The organism is Paenibacillus sp. RS8, assembly GCF_041956825.1.
GTDB lineage: Bacteria > Bacillota > Bacilli > Paenibacillales > Paenibacillaceae > Paenibacillus_AQ.
Genome location: NZ_CP168131.1, coordinates 1,138,535 through 1,159,498, shown reverse-complemented (window position 1 = coordinate 1,159,498; position 20,964 = coordinate 1,138,535). Strand labels below are relative to the sequence as shown.

At 44.3% G+C, this 20,964-nt stretch carries 17 protein-coding genes; 11 read left to right on the top strand and 6 right to left on the bottom strand.

What is annotated here, in order from left to right; genetic code table 11:
• The first annotated feature begins 224 nt into the window (after positions 1-224).
• The gene (locus tag ACDZ28_RS06470; RefSeq protein ID WP_081389929.1) at positions 225-656 is read left to right on the top strand and encodes a MarR family winged helix-turn-helix transcriptional regulator; all 432 of its coding nucleotides are present in this window, start codon (positions 225-227) and stop codon (positions 654-656) included.
• Positions 657-741: 85 nt separating this feature from the next.
• Here ACDZ28_RS06470 and ACDZ28_RS06465 read toward each other — a convergent pair whose 3' ends face one another.
• Positions 742-2,601, bottom strand: coding sequence for an LTA synthase family protein (locus ACDZ28_RS06465; protein WP_375104250.1), 1,860 nt, complete (start codon positions 2,599-2,601; stop codon positions 742-744).
• Positions 2,602-2,884: 283 nt separating this feature from the next.
• On the opposite strand from ACDZ28_RS06465, the gene ACDZ28_RS06460 reads away from it, so the two are divergent.
• Positions 2,885-5,197, top strand: a complete 2,313-nt coding sequence (locus tag ACDZ28_RS06460) for a helicase C-terminal domain-containing protein (protein ID WP_375104249.1) — start codon at positions 2,885-2,887, stop codon at positions 5,195-5,197.
• 53 nt (positions 5,198-5,250) lie between these two features.
• Positions 5,251-6,219, top strand: coding sequence for a Gfo/Idh/MocA family protein (locus ACDZ28_RS06455; RefSeq protein ID WP_375104248.1), 969 nt, complete (start codon positions 5,251-5,253; stop codon positions 6,217-6,219).
• A 76-nt stretch (positions 6,220-6,295) separates the two neighbouring features.
• Here the strand turns inward: ACDZ28_RS06455 and ACDZ28_RS06450 are convergent, their stop codons facing one another.
• Positions 6,296-6,979: a CidB/LrgB family autolysis modulator gene (locus ACDZ28_RS06450; protein WP_042131436.1), complete on the bottom strand. Its 684-nt coding sequence runs from the start codon at positions 6,977-6,979 to the stop codon at positions 6,296-6,298.
• Entirely contained in the window at positions 6,973-7,347 is a 375-nt protein-coding gene (locus ACDZ28_RS06445; RefSeq protein ID WP_042131435.1) for a CidA/LrgA family protein, read from the bottom strand. Before ACDZ28_RS06445 ends, ACDZ28_RS06450 begins: the two co-directional genes overlap by 7 nt.
• Positions 7,348-7,459: 112 nt before the next feature.
• Between ACDZ28_RS06445 and cidR the strand changes: the two genes are divergently transcribed.
• The 7 genes from cidR (at position 7,460) to ACDZ28_RS06410 (ending at position 17,223) form a co-directional block, all read left to right on the top strand.
• Entirely contained in the window at positions 7,460-8,365 is a 906-nt protein-coding gene (gene cidR / locus ACDZ28_RS06440; protein ID WP_042131434.1) for a cidABC operon transcriptional activator CidR, read from the top strand.
• 139 nt (positions 8,366-8,504) lie between these two features.
• Positions 8,505-8,774, top strand: coding sequence for an aspartyl-phosphate phosphatase Spo0E family protein (locus ACDZ28_RS06435; protein WP_042131433.1), 270 nt, complete (start codon positions 8,505-8,507; stop codon positions 8,772-8,774).
• 166 nt (positions 8,775-8,940) lie between these two features.
• A complete protein-coding gene (locus ACDZ28_RS06430) occupies positions 8,941-10,341 on the top strand; it encodes a DNA-binding protein (RefSeq protein ID WP_375104247.1) in 1,401 nt (466 codons plus the stop codon).
• Between the two features lie 355 nt (positions 10,342-10,696).
• Entirely contained in the window at positions 10,697-11,143 is a 447-nt protein-coding gene (locus ACDZ28_RS06425) for a MarR family winged helix-turn-helix transcriptional regulator (protein ID WP_042132546.1), read from the top strand.
• Positions 11,136-12,896, top strand: coding sequence for an ABC transporter ATP-binding protein (locus ACDZ28_RS06420; RefSeq protein WP_042131431.1), 1,761 nt, complete (start codon positions 11,136-11,138; stop codon positions 12,894-12,896). The genes ACDZ28_RS06425 and ACDZ28_RS06420 overlap by 8 nt, the downstream gene beginning before the upstream one ends.
• Entirely contained in the window at positions 12,893-14,782 is a 1,890-nt protein-coding gene (locus ACDZ28_RS06415; protein WP_375104246.1) for an ABC transporter ATP-binding protein, read from the top strand. Before ACDZ28_RS06420 ends, ACDZ28_RS06415 begins: the two co-directional genes overlap by 4 nt.
• 212 nt (positions 14,783-14,994) lie before the next feature.
• Positions 14,995-17,223 (top strand): MMPL family transporter, encoded by a 2,229-nt coding sequence (locus tag ACDZ28_RS06410; protein WP_375104245.1) that lies wholly within the window; start codon positions 14,995-14,997, stop codon positions 17,221-17,223.
• A gap of 117 nt (positions 17,224-17,340) precedes the next feature.
• Here ACDZ28_RS06410 and ACDZ28_RS06405 read toward each other — a convergent pair whose 3' ends face one another.
• Entirely contained in the window at positions 17,341-17,658 is a 318-nt protein-coding gene (locus tag ACDZ28_RS06405) for an antibiotic biosynthesis monooxygenase (protein WP_375104244.1), read from the bottom strand.
• Between the two features lie 528 nt (positions 17,659-18,186).
• Between ACDZ28_RS06405 and ACDZ28_RS06400 the strand changes: the two genes are divergently transcribed.
• On the top strand, positions 18,187-18,393 hold the full coding sequence (locus ACDZ28_RS06400; RefSeq protein WP_375104243.1) for a hypothetical protein: 207 nt from the start codon (positions 18,187-18,189) through the stop codon (positions 18,391-18,393).
• On the opposite strand, the gene ACDZ28_RS06395 is transcribed toward ACDZ28_RS06400, so the two are convergent.
• Positions 18,380-19,099 carry a 3-ketoacyl-ACP reductase gene (locus ACDZ28_RS06395; RefSeq protein ID WP_042131427.1) on the bottom strand — a complete coding sequence of 240 codons (720 nt, stop codon included), beginning with the start codon at positions 19,097-19,099 and terminating at the stop codon, positions 18,380-18,382. The two genes, ACDZ28_RS06400 and ACDZ28_RS06395, sit on opposite strands and share 14 nt — an antisense overlap.
• A gap of 189 nt (positions 19,100-19,288) precedes the next feature.
• On the bottom strand, positions 19,289-20,836 hold the full coding sequence (locus ACDZ28_RS06390; RefSeq protein WP_375104242.1) for an FAD-dependent oxidoreductase: 1,548 nt from the start codon (positions 20,834-20,836) through the stop codon (positions 19,289-19,291).
• Positions 20,837-20,964: the final 128 nt, after the last annotated feature.

Here is a 20,964-nt window from a genome sequence, read left to right as displayed (position 1 = left end):
TATGTTTTCGGTGACAATCGCTCTCACTGCTACGATTATAGCGTATCGTTAGGCCTAGAACCTTACATGGAATATAGTATTTTTGTGTCGGATATTGTAAATTGGTGGTAAAATTATGGAAATAAACGTGATTATGAAATCTTTAGTAGACAAAAGCATTGAATCCTAACCAGTTCTAGTGGTACGCTTGAGTTATTAAAAACGGATTGGGAGTTGAATTAAGGATGCCGCATCAATTAGATCCGTTAATAGAGCGTCTTGGATTATCTATGTGGAGAGTACAGCGTAAGATAATGTCTCAAATGTCATTGCATAAAGAACTTGGACTTACCGTACCTCAGATGGGTCTGTTAAATATAGTAGCGAAAGAGAAAAAGTCGCGGGTGGTACAACTGGCGGAGTCTATGGAGGTCAAATCCAGTGCCATTACTGTGATGCTCGATCGCCTGGAAGCGCTGGGTTTTATTAAGCGTGAGACGGATGGATCGGACCGGAGAGCGGTTGTGGTGACCATCACCGAGCAAGGTCAGCAAATACTTGAAGAAGGACATTTCCGTTCAAAACAGTTGCTTGCTGAGCATTTATCTATACTGAAGCCGGAAGAGCTGCAAAAGTTTGCGGAATACTACCGTATGATCGAGGATCAGAAACGGTAAATCTCTGGCTCTATAGATACAGAAAGAAGGCCACCTTCTCCGGAGAGAAGGTGGCCTTCTTTTGTAATACGTATCTTATGATGGCTTAGGGTTTAATTGGTTTGTCTGGCAGCTGCGTAATGTAGCTATGGGAAAGTTGAAGAAGTCTCAATGCTCGATTGTATTCATCCTCAGTGGCAGTCGGTGCTTTTCCATTGTAAATAGGATATTGGGTATTATCTTCAAAGCTGTTACCCGGAATAAGCAGACCCGAGTTGGAGATGAAAGAACCAGAAGGTAAATAATATCGCTCTGGTAGCAAATTATAAGTCTGACTGAGTAGATCTTGACCGAAGACTAGGTTGTTCTCTAATGAAATTCCAAGAAGACCGGCAGCAGTTGGCATGATATCCACTTCGCCACCGACTTGTTCTAAGGTCTGTGGTGCTGTGTTGTCTCCTGCATGAATGAGCAGCGGAATGTTTAACATATCCGCATAGGTATATTCATGACCATAGATTTCAGTCATTAATTGTTTATCATCATGATCGAGAGAATAAATTGGCAATCCCATATGATCACCATAAATCATGATCACGCTGTTGTCCCATACGCCGTTTGCTTTAAGCTTTTCTACGAAATGTCCAAAAGCATCATCGGCATAGTTCTGGGAACGGATATAATCACCTACAAAAGTACCTTCGTAACGCTCTGGTAGCTTCATGCGGTATTTTTCCTCAGGGATCGTGAATGGATGATGCGCTGACATCGAAATGATCTGAGCATAGAAAGGTTGACCCTCGCTATTCATCTCTTTTAGCTTGTCGGCTGTTTTACTATATAGCGTATCATCAGAAGCCCCAAAGAAGAAAACATCATCTTCACCGAAAAACTTACGATCATAATAATGGTCGAAGCCCAGCGAGTCATACAGCTCACCACGGTTCCAGAACTCTACGACATTGGTGTGGAAGGTTGCGGTCTGATAGCCATTGTCTTTAAGCAAGCGCGGCAGACTTGGAAGCACCTTATCCACATAAGACATGGTTGCCGCTCCACGTGGAGGGATGTAGGCGGAAGTGTTCACTACGAACTCCGCATCTGACGTATTCCCTTGACCAACCATTTGATAGAAATTAGGGAAGTAGAGACTATCCTTCATCACCTTGTTCAAGTTCGGTGTGATCTCTTGCCCGTCTAGCTTAAGGCCCAGCAAAAAGTTCTGGAAGGATTCCAATTGAATGATAATTAGATTCTTGCCTTTAGCCGTGCCATGAAGTGGAGAACTAGCCGCAGTATCAATCCCCTTCACTTGGTTGATGGCATCCTGTGTAATATCACTTGATTGCACAAGCTCCGGTTCTTCTTTCGCAAAAATCGTATAGGCTTCATAATTAAGAATACCCATCTCCTGAGCTTTCTTAATTTCGTTCATACTAGCCTTATTAGGCAAAATGTTGAACAAGCATATACCAAGTGAGACTGCGAATAGAACACTATATTTTATTTTTCCGTTACGACGGTTGATATTTTCTTTCTTATAGACCCGGCCTTTCTTATTAAAGAAGAAATAGCCTCCTAGGACAATGATATCTGTAAAAATCAGCAGGTAGTAAGGATCCATTAGTGAGAATACGCTGTTGCTGACGGCGGTGACTTGATTCACTTGCTCCGCCGCATGGTAAGTTACAATGACCCCATAATATTTAAAATACATGATAGCTGCGAAAAAGATAGCTGTTACTAATAAATTGACTGTCATGTAATATCCAAGCTTTCGTTTGGATGCGAACCGCTCAATAATACAGAAGAGTGCCCAGGCAAAAGGGATTTCTGTCAATAATGACTTCCAAGGCAGTACATCATCAAAAATGACGCCCCAAGCCAAAAATGCTTTTAGAATAAAAAGTATTGTGAAAAACACAAAAGGTTTAATGATCCAACGTTTAATATTAAAGGATGACACAGCTTCCCCCTCTTTCTACATGATAAAACGCCATTTCCCAAATAGGACGAAACAGCGTCAAGACAAAGTGACTCCATAGTAATAAAATTTATTATGCAGGGCTAGCTGGAGAAAGTCAAAAAACGAAAATACAAGTATAAGCTTTGTGGAGCGCGTAAACTTGAATAGACATGGGTGAAAGATCATGTTTATGCTATCACATGGAGTTATATAACGATTAAAGGACCAAAATAGACATTGGGAATAAAAAGAATATATAGCTAATTAAGGGAGGCGAGGATTGATGGATCATACAGTCACTCTATCCGTTAGAACTCTCGTTGAGTATGTCTTCCGCAGCGGTAGTATTGAGTCTGGATTTCATGGCACTGCCTCTATGGTTGAAGGTACACGAATTCATCAGAAGATTCAAAAGCAATATAAAGAAGGCGACCGCAAGGAGGTCTATCTGAGAACAGAAATCCCTTATGGTAGCTTACTCTATATAGTAGATGGGCGCTGTGATGGTTTGCTTATTTCGGAGGATGGGAGTCTTACGGTAGAAGAAATCAAATCAACCTCCGGACCGCTGGATATGCTGGACGAAGGACATGAGGTACATTGGGCACAGGCACTGATGTACGCATATATGGTGTCACTGGAGCAGGAGCATTCCTCTATACAGGTAAAGCTTACCTATGTCCACCGGGCAACGGATGAGAAAAAAAGCTTGTACCGAACGTTGTCTTTAGAAGAATTGACCTCATTCGCTAATGAGACTGTGGCCAGATATGCTCCATATGCCGAGATGATGGTTCGTCATGATACAAAAAAAGAGCAGAGCCTTCGTGAGTTGAGTTTTCCGTTTCCTTCCTATCGAAAGGGTCAACGGCATTTTGCCGGAGCGGTGTACAAATCCATTGTGGAAAAGGTCAGTCTGTTCGCTCAGGCGCCCACTGGTATCGGAAAAACTATGTCGACCTTATTCCCTGTCCTAAAAGCAATGGGCGAAGGACAAGCTAAAGGATTGTTCTATTTAACGGCTAAGACGGTTACCCGTTTTGCCGCGCAGGAAGCTATATCGCTGCTGCTGAAGCAGGGACTTCAGCTGCATGTCATCACACTTACCGCTAAAGAGAAGGCCTGTTTCCGAGAGGAAGGGATTTGCGGTAAGGATTCCTGTCCGTATTCGGATGGCTATTATGATCGGATTAACGATGCGGTAATGGATTTGCTAGAGCATGAGACATTGATGAGCAAAGACACCATAGCAATGTATGCTCACAAACATAAAGTGTGCCCGTTTGAGTTCTCGTTGGATGCTGCCTATGCCTGCGATGCGGTGATCTGTGATTACAATTATATATATGATCCTCGGATCAGCCTGAAACGGCTAACGGAAGAAAGAAAGAGAGAAACGGTGCTTCTAGTAGATGAAGCACATAATCTGGTAGACCGAGGAAGGGAGATGTTCTCCGCCTCTTTGCTGAAGGCGCCTTTTCTAGAGCTCCAGCGTCAGTACAAGGGTGTTAACGGAAATTTGAGTGCTGCAGCTAAATCGGTGAATGCCTTTTTCATCTCCCTTCGTAAAATATGTAATGATGAGGGGCAGGGACAATGGGCTGCGTTCCCAGAGGAGTTACCCACTTTGCTTGAGACGTTCTCCTTGGAAGCGGAACAGGAGCTTATACATCCAAGCACCAGCATTGTTCCCCTGAATGGGGAAGCAGAAGGTGAGAATGTTCTCCTGGATACGTATTTTTCAGTGCAAGGGATGCTTCGCACCTTTAAAACTTACGATGAACGCTACATAACCTATGCTGAGGTACGGCGCGGTGATGTGTATCTCAAGCTATTCAATTTGGACCCTTCGCATTTGCTCCGGCAAATGTCCAAGAGCTTTCGAAGTCAGATTCTGTTCTCTGCTACGCTCTCTCCATTATCGTACTATCGGGATATGATTGGTGCAGTGGAGGAAGATTATAGTTTAACCGTCTCATCTCCTTTTCAGAAGGAGCAGTGGGAGGTGACTGTGCTGCCCGTCTCGACACGTTATCATGACCGGGAAGCGTCCCTCCTTCCGTTGACTCGGGCGTTGAACCAAATGGTTTCTAAGAAGGGTAATTATCTGGTGTTTTTTCCATCGTACCTTTATTTGCAAAATGTATATCAAGCCTTTACGGAGAATTACCCTGAAATACGGACTTTGATACAGGACACGGGCATGAGTGAGCAGGCTAGAGAAAGCTTTTTAGCTTCATTTCGTCCGGATAATGACGAGACGCTGTTAGGATTTGCTGTACTAGGTGGGATTTTTTCAGAAGGTGTGGATCTGCCGGGAGACCGTCTTAACGGGGTAATGGTTGTCGGTGTGGGTCTGCCACAGCTAGGTCTTGAGCGTAATCTACTGCGTCAGTATTTTAATGGCAAAGGTAAGAATGGCTTTGATTATGCCTATGTCTACCCGGGAATGTGCAAGGTATTGCAAGCCGGAGGCAGGTTGATTCGCAGCGAGACGGACACAGGCATTATTGTGCTTGCAGATGATCGCTTTTTGCAGAGTCCTTATATGCATTTGCTTCCCGAGGAATGGAGAGATTATCTTATCCGCTCATAAGAGGGTATAATCTATGAAAAGGTATTCATAATCAATCGGCAGGAGGAAAAAGAATGACATTAAAAGTGGGTATTGTGGGTACGGGCTGGTTCTCTAAGGTACATGCTGATTTGCTGGCAGAGATGGATGATGTCCGTTTGCAGGCGGTCTGCGGAAGCAGTAAGGCTAAAGGCGAAGATATGGCACGCCCATACGATGCTGCTGGATATGGTGATATTACGGAGATGCTGGATGCGGAGAATCTCGATGCTGTTTATATTTGTGTGCCTCCACAATCTCATGGCGCGATCGAACGATCATTAATCAAGAGGGATATTCCCTTTTTTATAGAAAAACCGCTTAGTATGACTACTGAAATTCCCGCAAGCCTACTTCAGGATATCAAAGAACATAATTTGTTAACCTCGGTAGGCTATCATTTTCGCTATCAGGAGAACATTAAACGTCTGAAAGAAACTTTGCGTGGTGACAAGGTCGGTATGATTATGGGGCAATGGATGGGCGGCATGCCAGGCGTAGCTTGGTGGCGTGATCAGAAGCAATCCGGAGGACAATTCACAGAGCAGACTACACATATCGTCGATTTGGTGCGCTATCTAGCCGGAGAAGTAAAGGAAGTCTACGGCATGTTCGGAAACCGGATTATGCATGAGCAGCATGAAGGTGTGAGCGTGGCAGATGTAGGCACCGTATCCTTGAAGCTTGAAAATGGAATTATTGCTAATATTTCAAATACATGCGTTTTACCTGATGAGGTGGGAAGTGTAGGTCTTAGCTTCTATAATGATCGGGGACTTTTGGACTGGAACCCGGATCGTCTCTTGGAAGTGCGAAGCGGCAATAGTACCGAATTTGAGAATACAGGAAACCCATATTTAGTAGAAAGTGAAGCCTTCATACATGCTGTACGGACGGGCGATCGCTCGCGCATTTTATGCGACTATGAGGATGGATACAAAACCCTCAAAGTCACCTGTGCAGCCTACGATTCAGCGCAAAGCGGATTGCCTGTTAAGTTCTAAGGTTCAATTCATAGAAAAAGGACATGCTACTTTAGATGTACTAAAGAGACATGCCCTTGGCCCAAGCTGGGTTAGCCTAGTGGAGGAATATCGCGAGCAAAGCTGGCGCCACGCCGATAGATAACAGCGCAGACAGAATCATCGCAATACTGGAGATGGTTCCGGTCAGTGAACTAAGCTCGAAGGCTTTGGATGTTCCTGTACCATGTGCAGCGGTTCCCAGCGATACACCGCGCGCAATTTCATTCTCAATGCGGAAGATACGAAGTACAGTAGGGCCCATCATTGTGCCAAGTATCCCGGTAATAATGACGAAGACTGCCGTAATACTTGGTACACCGCCGATACTTTGCGAGATGCTCATAGCGATCGGTGTAGTTACCGAACGTGGTACCAGACTAGCTGCCAGATCGCCGCTAACATGCAGCCATTTGGCGAGCAGAATGGAAGAGATCACCGCAACTATCGTCCCTGATAGCACGCCTGCCGCAATTTCGGCGGCGTGCTTTTTGAGTACCTTGAAGTTCTTATGCAAAGGGATGGCGAAGGCCATGGTTGCCGGTTGCAGCAAATCCGTCAGCCATTTTCCTCCCGCATTGTAAGAGTCATAAGTAATGCCGGTTATGAGCAGGATGACGATCATAATCACCGGTGTGATGATTAATGGAGAGGTGTAGACTTTACCAGTAGAAGCATAGATACGTTTCGCGAGTAAATATACCGCGACCGTGAGACCAAAGAACAGCAGAGCGTTTAACATGATCCTTTCCGCTCCTTCGCTTTATAAATTCTACTGGTAAGTAATCCGGAACTGGCCATTACAACAAAAGTGCCCAAGACGACAACGGCAAGAATGCGTAATCCATCCGTTTCCAGAATATTAGCGTATTTCATTACACCTATAGCCGATGGAATGAAGAACAGTAGGAGCTCGGCGAGTAACCAAGAAGCGCCAACCTCTACCCAATTCAGACGAATAACACCGAACTCAAGCAGGAGAAACAATATAATCATTCCGAGTATGCTTCCGGGAATAGGGATATGCAATAATGGGGTCACAGCATTGATAAGTAAAGAGAATAATGTAAGTCCCGCTACCTGCAGCAAGCCTATAACAATCTTTTTCATAAGGCTTCGCTCCTTTCATGATAATGAAAGTTTACATCAATTGTTTTCATAGGTAAAATGAATAGATCGAATAAGTGACATTCCTTTTGTCTATGGATTAGGAGGCGAAATAATGGATATCCGGCAATTAGAATATTTCGTTCAAGCAGCAAGAATGAGAAGTTTCACAAGAGCTGCTGAATCACTATATATAACACAGCCTACAATCAGTAAAATGATCCGGAATATGGAGACCGAACTAGAGGCAGACTTGTTTTACCGTGAAGGAAAAAGTATAAGACTTACAGACGCGGGGGAAATTCTGTTCACCAAAGCGCAAAATATCGTGGAGTCTTTCGCTAGCTTGTCTTCCGAACTGGATAACTTACGAAATCTGGAGCAGGGTCACATCCGCATAGGCTTACCTCCAATGGTAGGGGCGAGCTTTTTTCCATCGGTGATTGGTCAATTTCATAAACGTTATCCACAGGTTACGATTCGTCTCCATGAAGATGGGGCCAAAAAAGTGGAGGAAGATGTAGAAACGGGACTGCTGGATATTGGAATGGTCGTGTTGCCTGTGGATACAGCCAAACTTCATTGTTTCACCTTTGTTGAAGAGAAGCTGAATCTTATTTTGCCTATGGGACATCGACTGGCCGAGGCGGAGCTTGTTCCGCTAAGTGAGCTGGCAGAAGAGGAGTTCGTGCTATTTCGAGAGGATTTCACGCTGCATGATCGGATTATTACGGAATGTGTGAAGGCTGGATTTCAGCCGAAGGTGATATATGAGAGTTCACAATGGGATTTAATCAGCAAGATGGTAGCCGCGGGAATGGGGATCGCATTATTACCGGAAACCATTTGCCGTGACATGGACCGCTCGCGATTGGTAGTCATTCCTTTGACAGATCCGGTAATTCCATGGCAGATTGCTATGGCATGGCGTAGAGACCGTTACTTATCTTTTGCAGCACGTGAATGGATTTCCTTTGCAAAGGGACTACTGAGAGAACAGTACCCTAATGAACTTCCCTGAGATTCAATGGATCACTCTAAATAAATAGCGATTTTATTATTGTAGATACAATGCATTTTTTTCTTTTTTTTTGAAAATATGTTTTTTGGTATCATGGATTATGATAGGTGGAGAAGTTGATAGAGAGAAGGAGAGAGTTGTGACATTATATCAAGGTTCTTCCGAGAATATTTATAGAAGAGACTACAGAGAAGATGAACTGTTTGTGACTATAGAGAGCCTTAGATGTGAATTGCTGGAAGTTGCGGAGCAACGGAGTCTTAGTGACCATGCAGTATTAGAGCTAAGCGAGCGATTGGACAGTTATATTTTGCTGGCACAACATAAGATGATGGAGAATTTGCGTAGTCGCAAGTCAGGCGCAACGCCCTACGGCAGAAGCTCAAAAGCCGCTATTACAATAAGTTAAACTTCGATACATCCATAGAATTACACTATTACGAAGATCCAACCGATAAAGAGGAGAGAAATACGCTCCTCTTTTTGTCGTACAATCTATTGGTTGTACAATCCATAACTTTCACCTATAATGTCAATTAATAGAATCTTTTCAAGTCGAACTTTGGGGGTGCCGAGTGGAGGGAAAGTTAACAACTATACGCTCAGAAATTGAGAAAAATCTGTCCCGCTCCGGCCATAATCTCGCCTCTTTCTCAAAAATTTGTGGCCTGAATCGAGGAAGTCTCAGTGCAATTCTGCATGGGAATCCGCCGAAGCCTATGTCCTTGGGACAAATAGATGCAATCATTAAAGCCTTTGGTTTTCCTGATGGTTGGTTGTATCCGTTGTATGTTGATGAATGTTTCAATGAGGAGAAGGTCTCCCGCCGCAGGGTGGAGCCTTTTTTAATACGTTGCGCTGAACTAGGTAAGCAGCAATGCATTGATGAAACATTAAGCAAGTTATTGGAATATCCTAAATCGCTAGATATCGTTTATTCGATAGCCGAAAAATTGTTTAATAAAGGTAGAATAGATGAATCCATGTTTTTCTACAAGGTTGTAGCAGAAAATGAATCTGATAGTTACTCTGAACGCCTTGCAATCAGTCATTTTCGTATTTTTATGTCAGTTAAGGCAATTGTCGATACAGATGAGAAGTTACGCGGAGTAATTACTTTCGGGCCTTTTAGAGGCCGTCTGCCAGAAAACATGCAATTAGATGGATTGTTAAGGCTGACACAATTATGTTTCGATCTACGCAGATGGAAGCAGATGGAAGGATTTGCGGATGAGCTGAGATCCTTGGCTAACGCTGTTTATCGTGGACAACTTCGAATAAAGGAAGACAGACGTCGCGAAGAACTTAGTACTGAGCGTCCCCTCGTTGTGTATTATGGTCATGGATATCTACTCAAAGCGATTTCACTAACCAAGCAAGGTCAATATGAAGAGGCTAAGAAGTATACAGCAGGTTATGCGGAACTTGGCTGGTTCGAAATGCTGGATGAGAAAGGTCTAGAAGCTGTAGAGCATTTTCGGTTATTTGCAAAAGCGAATAGTTTTACACTGGAGATGCTGGTGGGAAATGTAAATGTCTTGCCTTCATATACTGCTTTTTTAGCAGATAATCCGGGTGAGATACTTGCAGGACTTATTACTATTATGGATTCTGCCAATCGTTACGGCTTCTCTGCTGAAAGTGTGCTCACACGGTTCTCGCGGGAGATGCAGAGGTTTGAGCAATACCAGGAACCAAATAATGTAGATCGCTTGTATCGATTGTACTATCAAGTGGCCATGTATCGTATAAACCTTAAACAATATAATATAGGTGTGGATTATATTATTCAGTGTTTGGAGTTGGCCATAAGACAGAACAACGGAAAAGACTTTATTAATTGTGTTACTTTGTTCGAGACAAACAGAGATTATGCCACTGTTACTCAACAGGATAGATATAGAGAATTAGTAAAGGGGGTGAGAAAAAATGAAAAAATCACTATTGATGATGGTCAGCGTGTTAGCATTGTTTAGCTTCATTATTGTTGGACCAGTTGGCTCTGGAAACAACGGAGGTATCACCACTTACGAGCACGGAGCACTGTACTAGGATTAAATCAATCTATTCAGTATTTTTATAATAAAGAGTAATACATATACGAAACTGGACTCCCTTGCCCTTGAGCTTGGGAGTTTTCTTTTTCGTAATAATTGATAGCGTATTCAAAGTTTGACAAAGCGTTGCACCGGAAATATAATTAGGTAGCCTAAATAATATAGTATTTAATAATTAGTTGACCTAACTAAATTAGAGGTGAAGGAAATTGGGATAAACGGAGGAAATACAGAAGATACTGAAAATTCAGTCGCACACAAGCTTTTTGCGGCGATGAAAAGGCTGCATAAAGGCCAATGGCACAAGGGTGTTGAAGGCCATAAGCCGAGTGAGATGACTTTAATGATATGCATTGAAAAATGGAATCATTCTGATGATGAGGGTCTAAAGATATCTGAGATCAGCCGACTTCTCGGATTCACACCTCCAACTATTACGCAGTTGATTAATAGTCTTGAGGCGAAACAAATGGTGGAAAGACACGCAGATCCTTCGGACCGGAGAGTCGTACGCGTGAAATTGACGGAGAGCGGAAAAAAACTCACACGAAGAGCAGAGCAATATAGAGATGCAATGCTTGATGAGCTCGTACAGTACTTAGGTGAAAAAGAGACTAAGCAGCTCACAGAACTGTTGCTGAAAGTACATGCATTCGTTGAGGATAATCCGCCACCTAATTGGGATAGGCTACAAATGAACGGAGATGAGAAGCTTGATTAAATTATTTAAACAACTGAAGCCATTTCGAGTAGCTATTGGTGCTGTATTAATTCTTGTGTTCTTGCAGTCCATGGGCGACTTATACCTCCCTACGCTGATGTCCGACATCGTGGACAAAGGGATTGTTCAAGGGGACCGTACTTATATTTGGAAAATAGGTAGCTTCATGCTTCTAGTTGCAGGGGGCGGGGCGTTATGTTCAGTCATTGCCAGTTACTTATCGGCAAAAGTGGCAGCGGGGTTCGGTAAACTTACCCGTGCTCGTGTGTTTAACCATGTAGAGAATTTTACGCTGCATGAGTTCGATAAGCTCGGAACTGCATCCTTAATTACACGTACAACGAATGATATTACGCAGGTGCAGACTGTACTTACCATGATGCTGCGTATGATGATTGGTGCACCGATGATGATGATTGGTGGTATCATCATGGCGGTTTCTGAAGATGCGAAATTATCCTTGATCTTCGTAGTAGTAATTCCGGTACTCGTAGGCGCAATTTTCTTCATCGGGATGAAGGGATTACCGTTGTTTAAAGCGATACAGGTTAAGCTGGATAAATTAAATCTGGTGCTGCGTGAACATTTGACAGGTATCCGTGTTATCCGTTCATTTAACCGAATTGATCATGAGAATAAGCGCTTCTCCGAGGCTAACCGTGATCTGACAGACACAGCGATCAAAGTAAATAAAATTATGGCCGGTTTAATGCCGCTTATGATGATTGTTATGAACTTTTCCATGATCGCAATTCTTTACTTTGGTGGGATCCGGATTGGTGACGGCGATTTACAAGTCGGCTCACTGATGGCATTTATTCAATATGCGATGCAAATTATGTTCTCCCTGATTATGGTATCGATGATGTTCGTGTTGATTCCTCGTGCTTCAGCTTCTGCCTTGCGTATCAATGAAGTGCTCGATATGCGGCCGGAGTTCACAGATCCTTCAGAGAGTGAATTGCAAACAACGGCTCAAGCTACTAAAAAAGATGGCCGTGATCATATGCGTGGTTTTGTTGAATTTGATAATGTTTCCTTTTCTTATCCTGGTGCGGAACAACCTGCACTTTCGAAAATTAGCTTCAGTGCTCGTCCGGGTGAAGTTACTGCCATTATCGGCGGTACAGGTTCGGGTAAATCTACGCTGCTTAGCTTGATTCCAAGGTTCTATGATGTCAATGAAGGTGCGGTTCGTGTGAACGGGGTAGATGTACGTGAAATGACACAAGAAGAGCTACGGAGCAAAATTGGTTACATTCCTCAAAAAGCGGTATTGTTCTCAGGTACGATTAACGAAAACATTCGCTACGGTAAAGAGGATGCTACCGATGAAGAAATTATTCATGCAGCCAAGGTAGCTCAGGCCTACGATTTCGTGTCAGCCATGAAAGATGGGTTTGATTCTGAAATTGCTCAAGGCGGAAGTAATGTCTCCGGTGGTCAGAAACAGCGGTTGTCCATTGCACGTGCTCTTGTGAGAAAACCTCAAGTTTATCTGTTTGACGACAGCTTCTCTGCACTTGATTTCAAAACAGATGCTAAGCTTCGCGCGGCACTCAAAGATGAAACCACGGAATCCACTGTTCTAATCGTAGCTCAACGGGTTAGTACCGTTATGGATGCCGACCGGATTATTGTTATTGATGAGGGTGAAATCGCCGGAATGGGCACTCACCGTGAACTGCTCGCGAGCAGTGATGTGTACCGCGAGATCGTATCCTCGCAGCTGTCAGAGGAGGAAATAGCATGAGCGAACAAAACAATAAACCTGCTGCTCCGCGCGCCCATAAAGGTCCTGGACCTGGTGGCGGCCCTGGCATGCGGATGCCTGCAGAAAAGGCTAAAGACTTTAAGGGTACACTTCGTCGTCTGATTAAGTATTTAAGACCTCGTATGGTTCAATTAATCATCGTTTTGGTTATGGCTATTGCCAGTACTGTATTCAGTATTTTCAGCCCTAAAGTTATGGGTAAAGCAACAACTAAACTGTTCGAAGGTGCTTACGGCAAATTAATGGGTGTTGAGGGAGCCTCCATTGATTTTGGATACATTAATGATATCCTGATCATACTTGCCGGTCTGTATTTGCTTAGTGCTCTGTTCAGCTATATTCAGCAGTATGTAATGGCTGGTGTAGCTCAGAAGGTCGTTTTCGACATGCGTGAGCAGATTAACAGTAAGCTGGAACGGTTGCCTTTGAAATATTTTGATTCGCGTACCCATGGGGAAATTCTAAGCCGTTCTACGAATGATGTGGATAACATCAGTACTACACTGCAACAGAGCTTAACTCAACTGATTACTTCTATTGTCACCATTATCGGTGTCATCGTAATGATGCTTACCATCAGCCCATGGCTGACGTTGATTACAATTGTTACATTGCCACTCAGCTTCGTTGTAATTATGGCTATCTCCAAGCGTTCGCAGACTTACTTTGTCGGACAGCAGAAATCGCTTGGTCAGTTGAACGGTCATGTAGAAGAAATGTATACAGGTCACCGGATTATTAAAGCATTTGGTCGTGAGCCGCAATCCCTTAAGGATTTCGATGAAATTAATGATAAGCTTTATGATTCAGGCTGGCGTGCCCAATTCATGTCCGGTATGATTATGCCGCTCATGATGTTTATTGGTAACTTGGGTTATGTAATGATTTGTGTAGTCGGCGGTATCTTTGTTACTAAAAAAATGATCGATGTCGGGGACATTCAAGCTTTTATTCAGTATTCCCGTCAGTTCACCCAGCCGATTGCACAAACGGCTAATATTGCCAATATTATTCAATCCACTATCGCTTCTGCAGAACGGGTATTTGAACTTCTGGATGAAGAAGAGGAAGTTAAGGAAGTTAATACTACACTTGCGAAGCTTGATGAAGGTACTCCGGAAGGTTCCGTTGAGTTCCGTCATGTGAAATTTGGATATAAAGAAGATGCGATTCTGATTGAGGACATGAATATTGAGGTTAGTCCAGGTCAGACTATAGCGATTGTCGGTCCTACTGGTGCTGGTAAAACCACTTTGATTAACCTGTTGATGCGTTTCTACGAGCTCAACGATGGGGAAATTATCATTGATGGTGTGAACATTACTGATATGAAACGGAGTGATCTGCGCAGCAAATTTGGTATGGTGCTTCAGGATACCTGGCTGTTCAATGGTACGATCCGTGATAATATTGCTTATGGTCGTGAAGGTGCCTCAGAAGCTGATGTGGTGCGTGCGGCCAAGGCTGCTCATGCCGATCACTTTATTCGCACACTTCCGCTTGGCTACAATACGGTGTTAAATGAAGAAGCTTCTAACATTTCACAAGGGCAGAAGCAACTGATTACAATTGCTCGTGCGATTCTGGCCGATCCATCGATCCTTATCCTTGATGAAGCAACAAGCAGTGTCGATACACGGACAGAATTATTAATTCAAAAAGCAATGAAGGCATTGATGCAAAACAGAACCAGCTTCGTAATTGCTCACCGTCTTTCGACGATTCGAGATGCCGACCTGATCCTTGTTATGAATCAAGGTAGTGTAATCGAGAAGGGCAACCACGAGGAACTGCTTGCACAAGGCGGATTCTATGCTGATCTTTACAACAGTCAGTTCTCCGAAGGTGATTTGGACGCAGGCTAAATTGAAGTGAAGAAAAAATTATAGCAAACTATAAACCCCTCCTTTCACATTTTGCTGATTATTTATGTGAAGGAGGGGTATTTTATATGTGGTGGGATCTCTTAAGGCAGCGTTCATAATAAAAAAAGGTTTGATTAAAAATTTAAGGATAGGTATGATAGAATCAAAAATGACCCGCGGCTCATTTTTGAGGCTGCACGATAAAAGAGAGGATGAAGGGAATGTCAGGCTACGGTAAATGGGTGGCAGGAAAAAAGACGAAATGGATTACTCTTCTCGTATGGATAGTGCTAGTAGGTGCACTTACCCTATTATGGCCTGCAGTGAATTCTCAAGTTGCTAATAATGCGCCCAATCTCCCAGATGATGCACAATCAATACAGGCAACAGCAATTGCAGAACAAGAATTTCCAAGTGGAAGCGGAGTACCTGCATTGCTCGTATGGCATAGAGAAGGTGGGCTTTCGCAAGACGATTTAGTACATATCACTGCTGTATACAACAAGTTGGAGCAGCAACCGTTACCCCATCAGAACTTTGTTCCCCCACTAGGGAAGCTGCCGCCGCAGGCACTGCAAGCCTCATTATCTGAGGATCTTAGTACACTGGTAACCCCAGTGCTTTTTGATAAAACGGCAGATAGTGATCAGCTCGGTGAAGCTGTGACAGAAATGAAGAAGATCATAAACACAGAGACGGGTGGAGACCCCTCCGCGGCTAAGGTAGATGGAAAAGACCTGAGTTTACGTGTTACGGGTCCAGTGGGCATCTCTATAGATGCTTCAGGCCTGTTTCAGAACGCTGACGTTTCCTTGTTAATTGCTACGGTTATGCTTGTGTTGGTGTTCTTATTAGTGATTTATCGTTCGCCGATCTTGGCGTTTATTCCACTTATTGCAGTTGGATTCGCTTATGGTGTAACTAGTCCGATTCTTGGAAAAATGGCGCAAGAAGGCTGGATCACCGTAGATTCGCAGGCAGTCTCCATCATGACGGTTCTGTTGTTCGGTGCGGGTACGGATTATTGTTTATTCCTGATCTCGCGATTCCGTCAGCTTCTGAAGATAGAGCAAAGCAAAAGTCGTGCCCTACTTCGTTCCATTACCGATGCTTCAGGGGCTATCGCTATGAGTGGCTTCACTGTCGTGCTCGCGCTGTTTGCGTTATTGCTGGCTAAGTATGGAGCTTATCATCGCTTTGCAATACCGTTCAGCGTGTCGATTTTCATTATGGGGATTGCCAGCTTAACGCTTGTACCTGCACTGTTGGCAATCTTCGGGCGGACCTCGTTCTTCCCATTCATTCCGCGTACTCCGCAAATGGAGGTTGAACGGGCCAAGGCTAAAGGCAAACCTGCTCCAGAACCAAAAGTCTCCCATAAAAAAGGGATTGGCGGATTTGTAGTTTCCAGGCCTTGGGCTATCGTAGGCGTGACCGTTATCGGACTAGGGATTCTGGCTTCGTTCTCTAGTGGAATCAAATTCACGTATGATATCCTTTCTTCTTTTCCTAAAAATATGGAGTCCCGCGAGGGGTTTGATCTCATCGGTAAGCAGTTTTCCCCGGGAGAACTAGCTCCTGCTAAGCTGATTATTGATACTAAGGGGCAAGCAAGTGGAGAGGATCTCAAAGTCATTCTCGGAGGGCTCACCTATGTAGACACGGTTTCCGACGCTCAGCCGGGTGCTGTGAACAAGGATATTCTGGGTTTCGATCTCGAATTTAAGAACAATCCTTATTCACTTGAAGCGATGGGGCATATTCCAGCTCTTCTAGCAACAGCAGAGCAAGCGCTGATTGATGTAGGGGTTGAGAATCCTGCGGATCATGTGTGGGTAAGCGGTCAGACAGCGACTCAGTATGATACCAAAAAAATCGGAGATCGTGATACGGATCTGATTATCCCTGTGGTCATCGGGCTGATCACCTTGCTGTTATTGGTATATCTACGTTCCATAGTGGCAACCATTTATCTGGTTGGAACGGTCATTCTCTCCTTCTTCTCTGCACTTGGCTTAGGCTGGATTATTATTCACTATGTGATGGGGGCAGATGCCATTCAGGGAGCGATCCCGCTTTATTCCTTTGTATTCCTGGTGGCACTTGGAGAAGATTACAACATCTTTATGATCTCGAATATTTGGAAAAAGCGTAAAACCATGCCGCTTAAGCAGGCGATCGCAGAAGGTGTAAATGAGACTAGCTCGGTAATTACCTCGGCGGGCCTCATTCTGGCAGGTACTTTTGCTGTATTAGCTAGCTTACCGATTCAGGTGCTTGTGCAATTTGGTATCATTACCGCTCTAGGGATTCTGCTTGATACCTTCGTAGTTCGTCCGTTCCTTGTACCCGCGATTACGACGCTGTTTGGTCGGTGGGCATTCTGGCCGGGGAAACATCAAGAGGTGGAGGAAGCTCTGCCTCGTGGTAGTGAGCAATAAGCAACACACTGTAAAAACAAACAGGGATGTCTCAAAGCCATATTGGCTCAGGACATCCCTGTTTTTATTGTCGTGGCAGTTGTACTTTTATTCATTGTACGATACGGCCTACATCAGTTAATTACTGGTGCCGGGTGTTCGGCTGATCATCAGCTTATATTTGTCGATCGAAGCACCAAGAATGGCTTCATTGCCACCAGCACCACGGTGTGATTGACGGAAGGAGTCGCTGGAGGTCCAGCCTTTAAATGCATCCTCGTTCTCCCACATGGTGCAGATCTTTAGTTCCTCAACACCTTCTTTGGCACTTCCTTGCCAAACCTCCATGCGTACGAAACCTGGCATATCCTGTACACCGTTATTTCCTCCGAAACGTTGAGCAATGGCTTCACCATGACCTTCTTTAACCTTAATGGTATTTGTTACTACCAGCATATTAGATCAACCTCCGTTCAGTAGTGTGATATCCATATATAAACATTAGATTGAATATTTAATTGCACTTTATACACTTAAAAGTTCTGGTTCGTTAGAAATGAAGCGATAAGTGTATTCTATGCAACTAAATAAGATGAATCTGGGAAATGGTCGAGCATTATTTGCTTTTAGTTACACAGAGTGCAATTAAAGTGTAACGGATCCTTTAATTACGCTGAATAGATGTATATAGTGCAACTATTGTTATTCGAGCGCCAAGTAGTGTTCAGAGCCGAAGCGCCCAGCGTAACTACAAGCACACAACATTATTATTAGAACCAACGAATAAATAAGTACCTCTAAACTCCAGTTGCCCAATCTGGCGCTAAAGTAACCATCTCTTGCCCCAAAAATGGAGTTTGATTGCAGAATGTGCAACAGAACAGCCTGAAAACAGTCTACATTAGGCATTCTATCGCATTCTGTACAATAGAACTGTGGTTAAATCGCCTAAAGGGGGGGGATTCTCCAGTTTGATTGTACAAAGTGCAATCAAACCATATTTCAGCCGCTCCCAGAGGCATTCTATCGCACAAAGTGCAATCAGAGTATGGAGAAGAGCAGACCAAAGGGATTGACTGGCACAAGGACACCCAATCCGCTCTACTGCTCCTCTCCCATGAGCATTCTCCTGCAAAAAGCCGCAATCAGAGCCTGGTGCAAAACCAGCCAGTCCTTTTTATTGCGGGTTAGTGGTCCAGAGTCCTGCTGTTTTTAGGAAGACACGATCCGGCAGCTTCAAGGCTGTTAACGCCAATTCAGCTACATCCTCAGGCTGCATCATGCGATCTTCGTCACCGATTTTAAGTCCAGCGTTGGAAGCTAGTCCAGTGTTAACAGTACTTGGAGTCAAAGCTACGACGCGGATGTTGTGCTTACGCACCTCTTGCGCGAGGGCTTCGGTCATGCCCATCAGTGCAAACTTGGATGCGCAGTAAGCTGAGCCAGTCGCGAAGCCGCGCTCTCCGGCTGTAGACGAGATGTTGATGATATTCCCGCCATTTTTCTCAATCATAGCTGGCAGTGCAGCGCGAGTTACATAATAGGTGCCGTAAAGATTGACTTGGATATGACTTTCCCAATCGGCAGGGTCCATTTCTACCAAAGTACCGAATTTCGCAATTCCGGCATTATTGATTAATGCGTCAAATGTTCCTAGCTCATTTTGCAGGTAAGCAACTGCTCGTTCAGCTTCTTCGCGTACAGCGATATCCGCAACGGCAATACTAACTTTAACGTCGTATACTTCCGTTAGGGCTGATTTTAACGCTTCGAGATCGCCTGAAGTTCTGGAGATCAGGCCCAAATTAGCACCTTCCTTAGCTAGTGCCATGGCTAAGGCTTTACCGATTCCTTTGCCTGCACCAGTAATCACAACACTCTTTCCTCTCAAATCCATCTCTAACGTCACGCTCCTTTAAACATTTTTGAAGCTTATGCTTCATTCATGTCCTATTATACCTGAATGCTATAGGGCATTTACAATCGTTCCAAGAAAACAAATTGAAAACTTTCATGTAAAGAGATGCGATTTTTCGTGATTGTACAGATTTTCCGTGAACATAGCATTTTCACGAACGAAGTGAATTTATTCGTAAAGCTTCGTCAGCGGAACCGATGCAGGTCCCTCTAAAACTTCTCCATCGAAGGAGAAGCGGGAACCGTGGCAAGGGCAATCCCAAGAACGGTCACCGTCGTTCCATTCGCATTCACAGCCCATGTGAGTGCAGGTTCTGTCCACCAGATGAAGTTTCCCCTCTGGATCTTTGTAGGCGCCGACTCGTTTGCCGTCGTGGAAGACAACGGCCCCTTCGTCTGCCTTCAAATCGCTTGTCTTTTTATGGACAATTTCAACTTTACCCGCTACTAGCTCCTTGGCCACATTAGCATTTTGGACGATGAAGCTCTTTATGCTGGCGCCAGCTTTGAAGCGGGATGGATCGTACAACTCCGTATATGGATTATCTTTGCGCTGAATCTGATCCGAGATGATTTGAGCGGACAAGGTACCGCTTGTCATACCCCATTTTCCGAATCCGGTCGCGATATAAATCTCTTCGTTGTCCGAAATCTTGCCGATGTATGGGACTCTGTCCAGCGTGATTAAATCCTGTGCCGACCAGCGGTAAGGGATCGACTTGATGCCCAGCAAGTGGCCTGCGAACAATTCCAGATTCTCATAATGACCTATCGTGCAGATGCCTTGGCCTGTCTTATGATTCTCGCCTCCAACGATAACCAGATTTCGCCCTTCCCACTCCACAGCGCGCAGAGAACGGGTGGGTTCGCTAGCGCTTAAGTACATTCCGCCCTCATAATCCGTTTCGGGTTGGATCGCCAGACAGTAGGAACGCTCAGCATGCAGTCGCGAGAAATATAACGCACCTCCATCGTAGAAGGGGAAATGAGAAGCCGACACGGCGTAACGGCAGTTGATCCGATAGTCGTTCTTTTCCGTAAAAAGCGTAAGCTTATCGTGCTTCTCCACCTTGTCCGCCATCATCGTATGCTCATAGATCACGCCGCCTTTTTCCACTATAACCTTTAACAAGGCCTTCAAATATTGGAGGGGGTGAAAGCGGGCTTGTCCTGGTAATTTAATCGCACCACTGGCCATTAGGGGGATAGAAACGTTATCCAGCCATTCACCAGGCAGACCCAACTGTTCATAGGCTTTATACTCATCCTTCAGTTCTTTAAGCGTTTTATGATCTTCAGCATCTGCGTACAAATAAGCCGCTTCGCGTTTCAGACCGCAAGACACTTCAAGTTCTTCCGCCGTTTGTAAGATCCAGTTCATAGCCTCATGGTTAGATCGATAATAGAGGCGGGCCTTCTCTTCCCCGAAATGCTTGATCAAATGATGATAGATTAATCCGTGCTGAGCGGAGATTTTGGCGCTTGTAAAACCCGTAGTGCCACTGAGGATTTCCCCTGCCTCCAAGAGCGTGACTTTATACCCTGCTTTGCTTAAGAGATAGGCTGTTGTAATTCCTGTAATCCCACCGCCTACCACTGCGACATCTGTAGAAATATCTTCAGTCAGCTTTGGAAAAGCCGGCAAATCCGTAGTGTCTCTCCATAATGATTCTGGAAATTGCGGGAGACCTTGCGTTATTTTACGGTGTGAATCCATCTTAGTATCCCTCCATCTGTACAATCCTCATTTCATTTATTACCACAGTCCCGTTAAAAGAAACTCTGCATTCATATGTACAGTGCATGAATTCAGAGAAATAGTGCCAAAATAAGGTGGCATCCGGG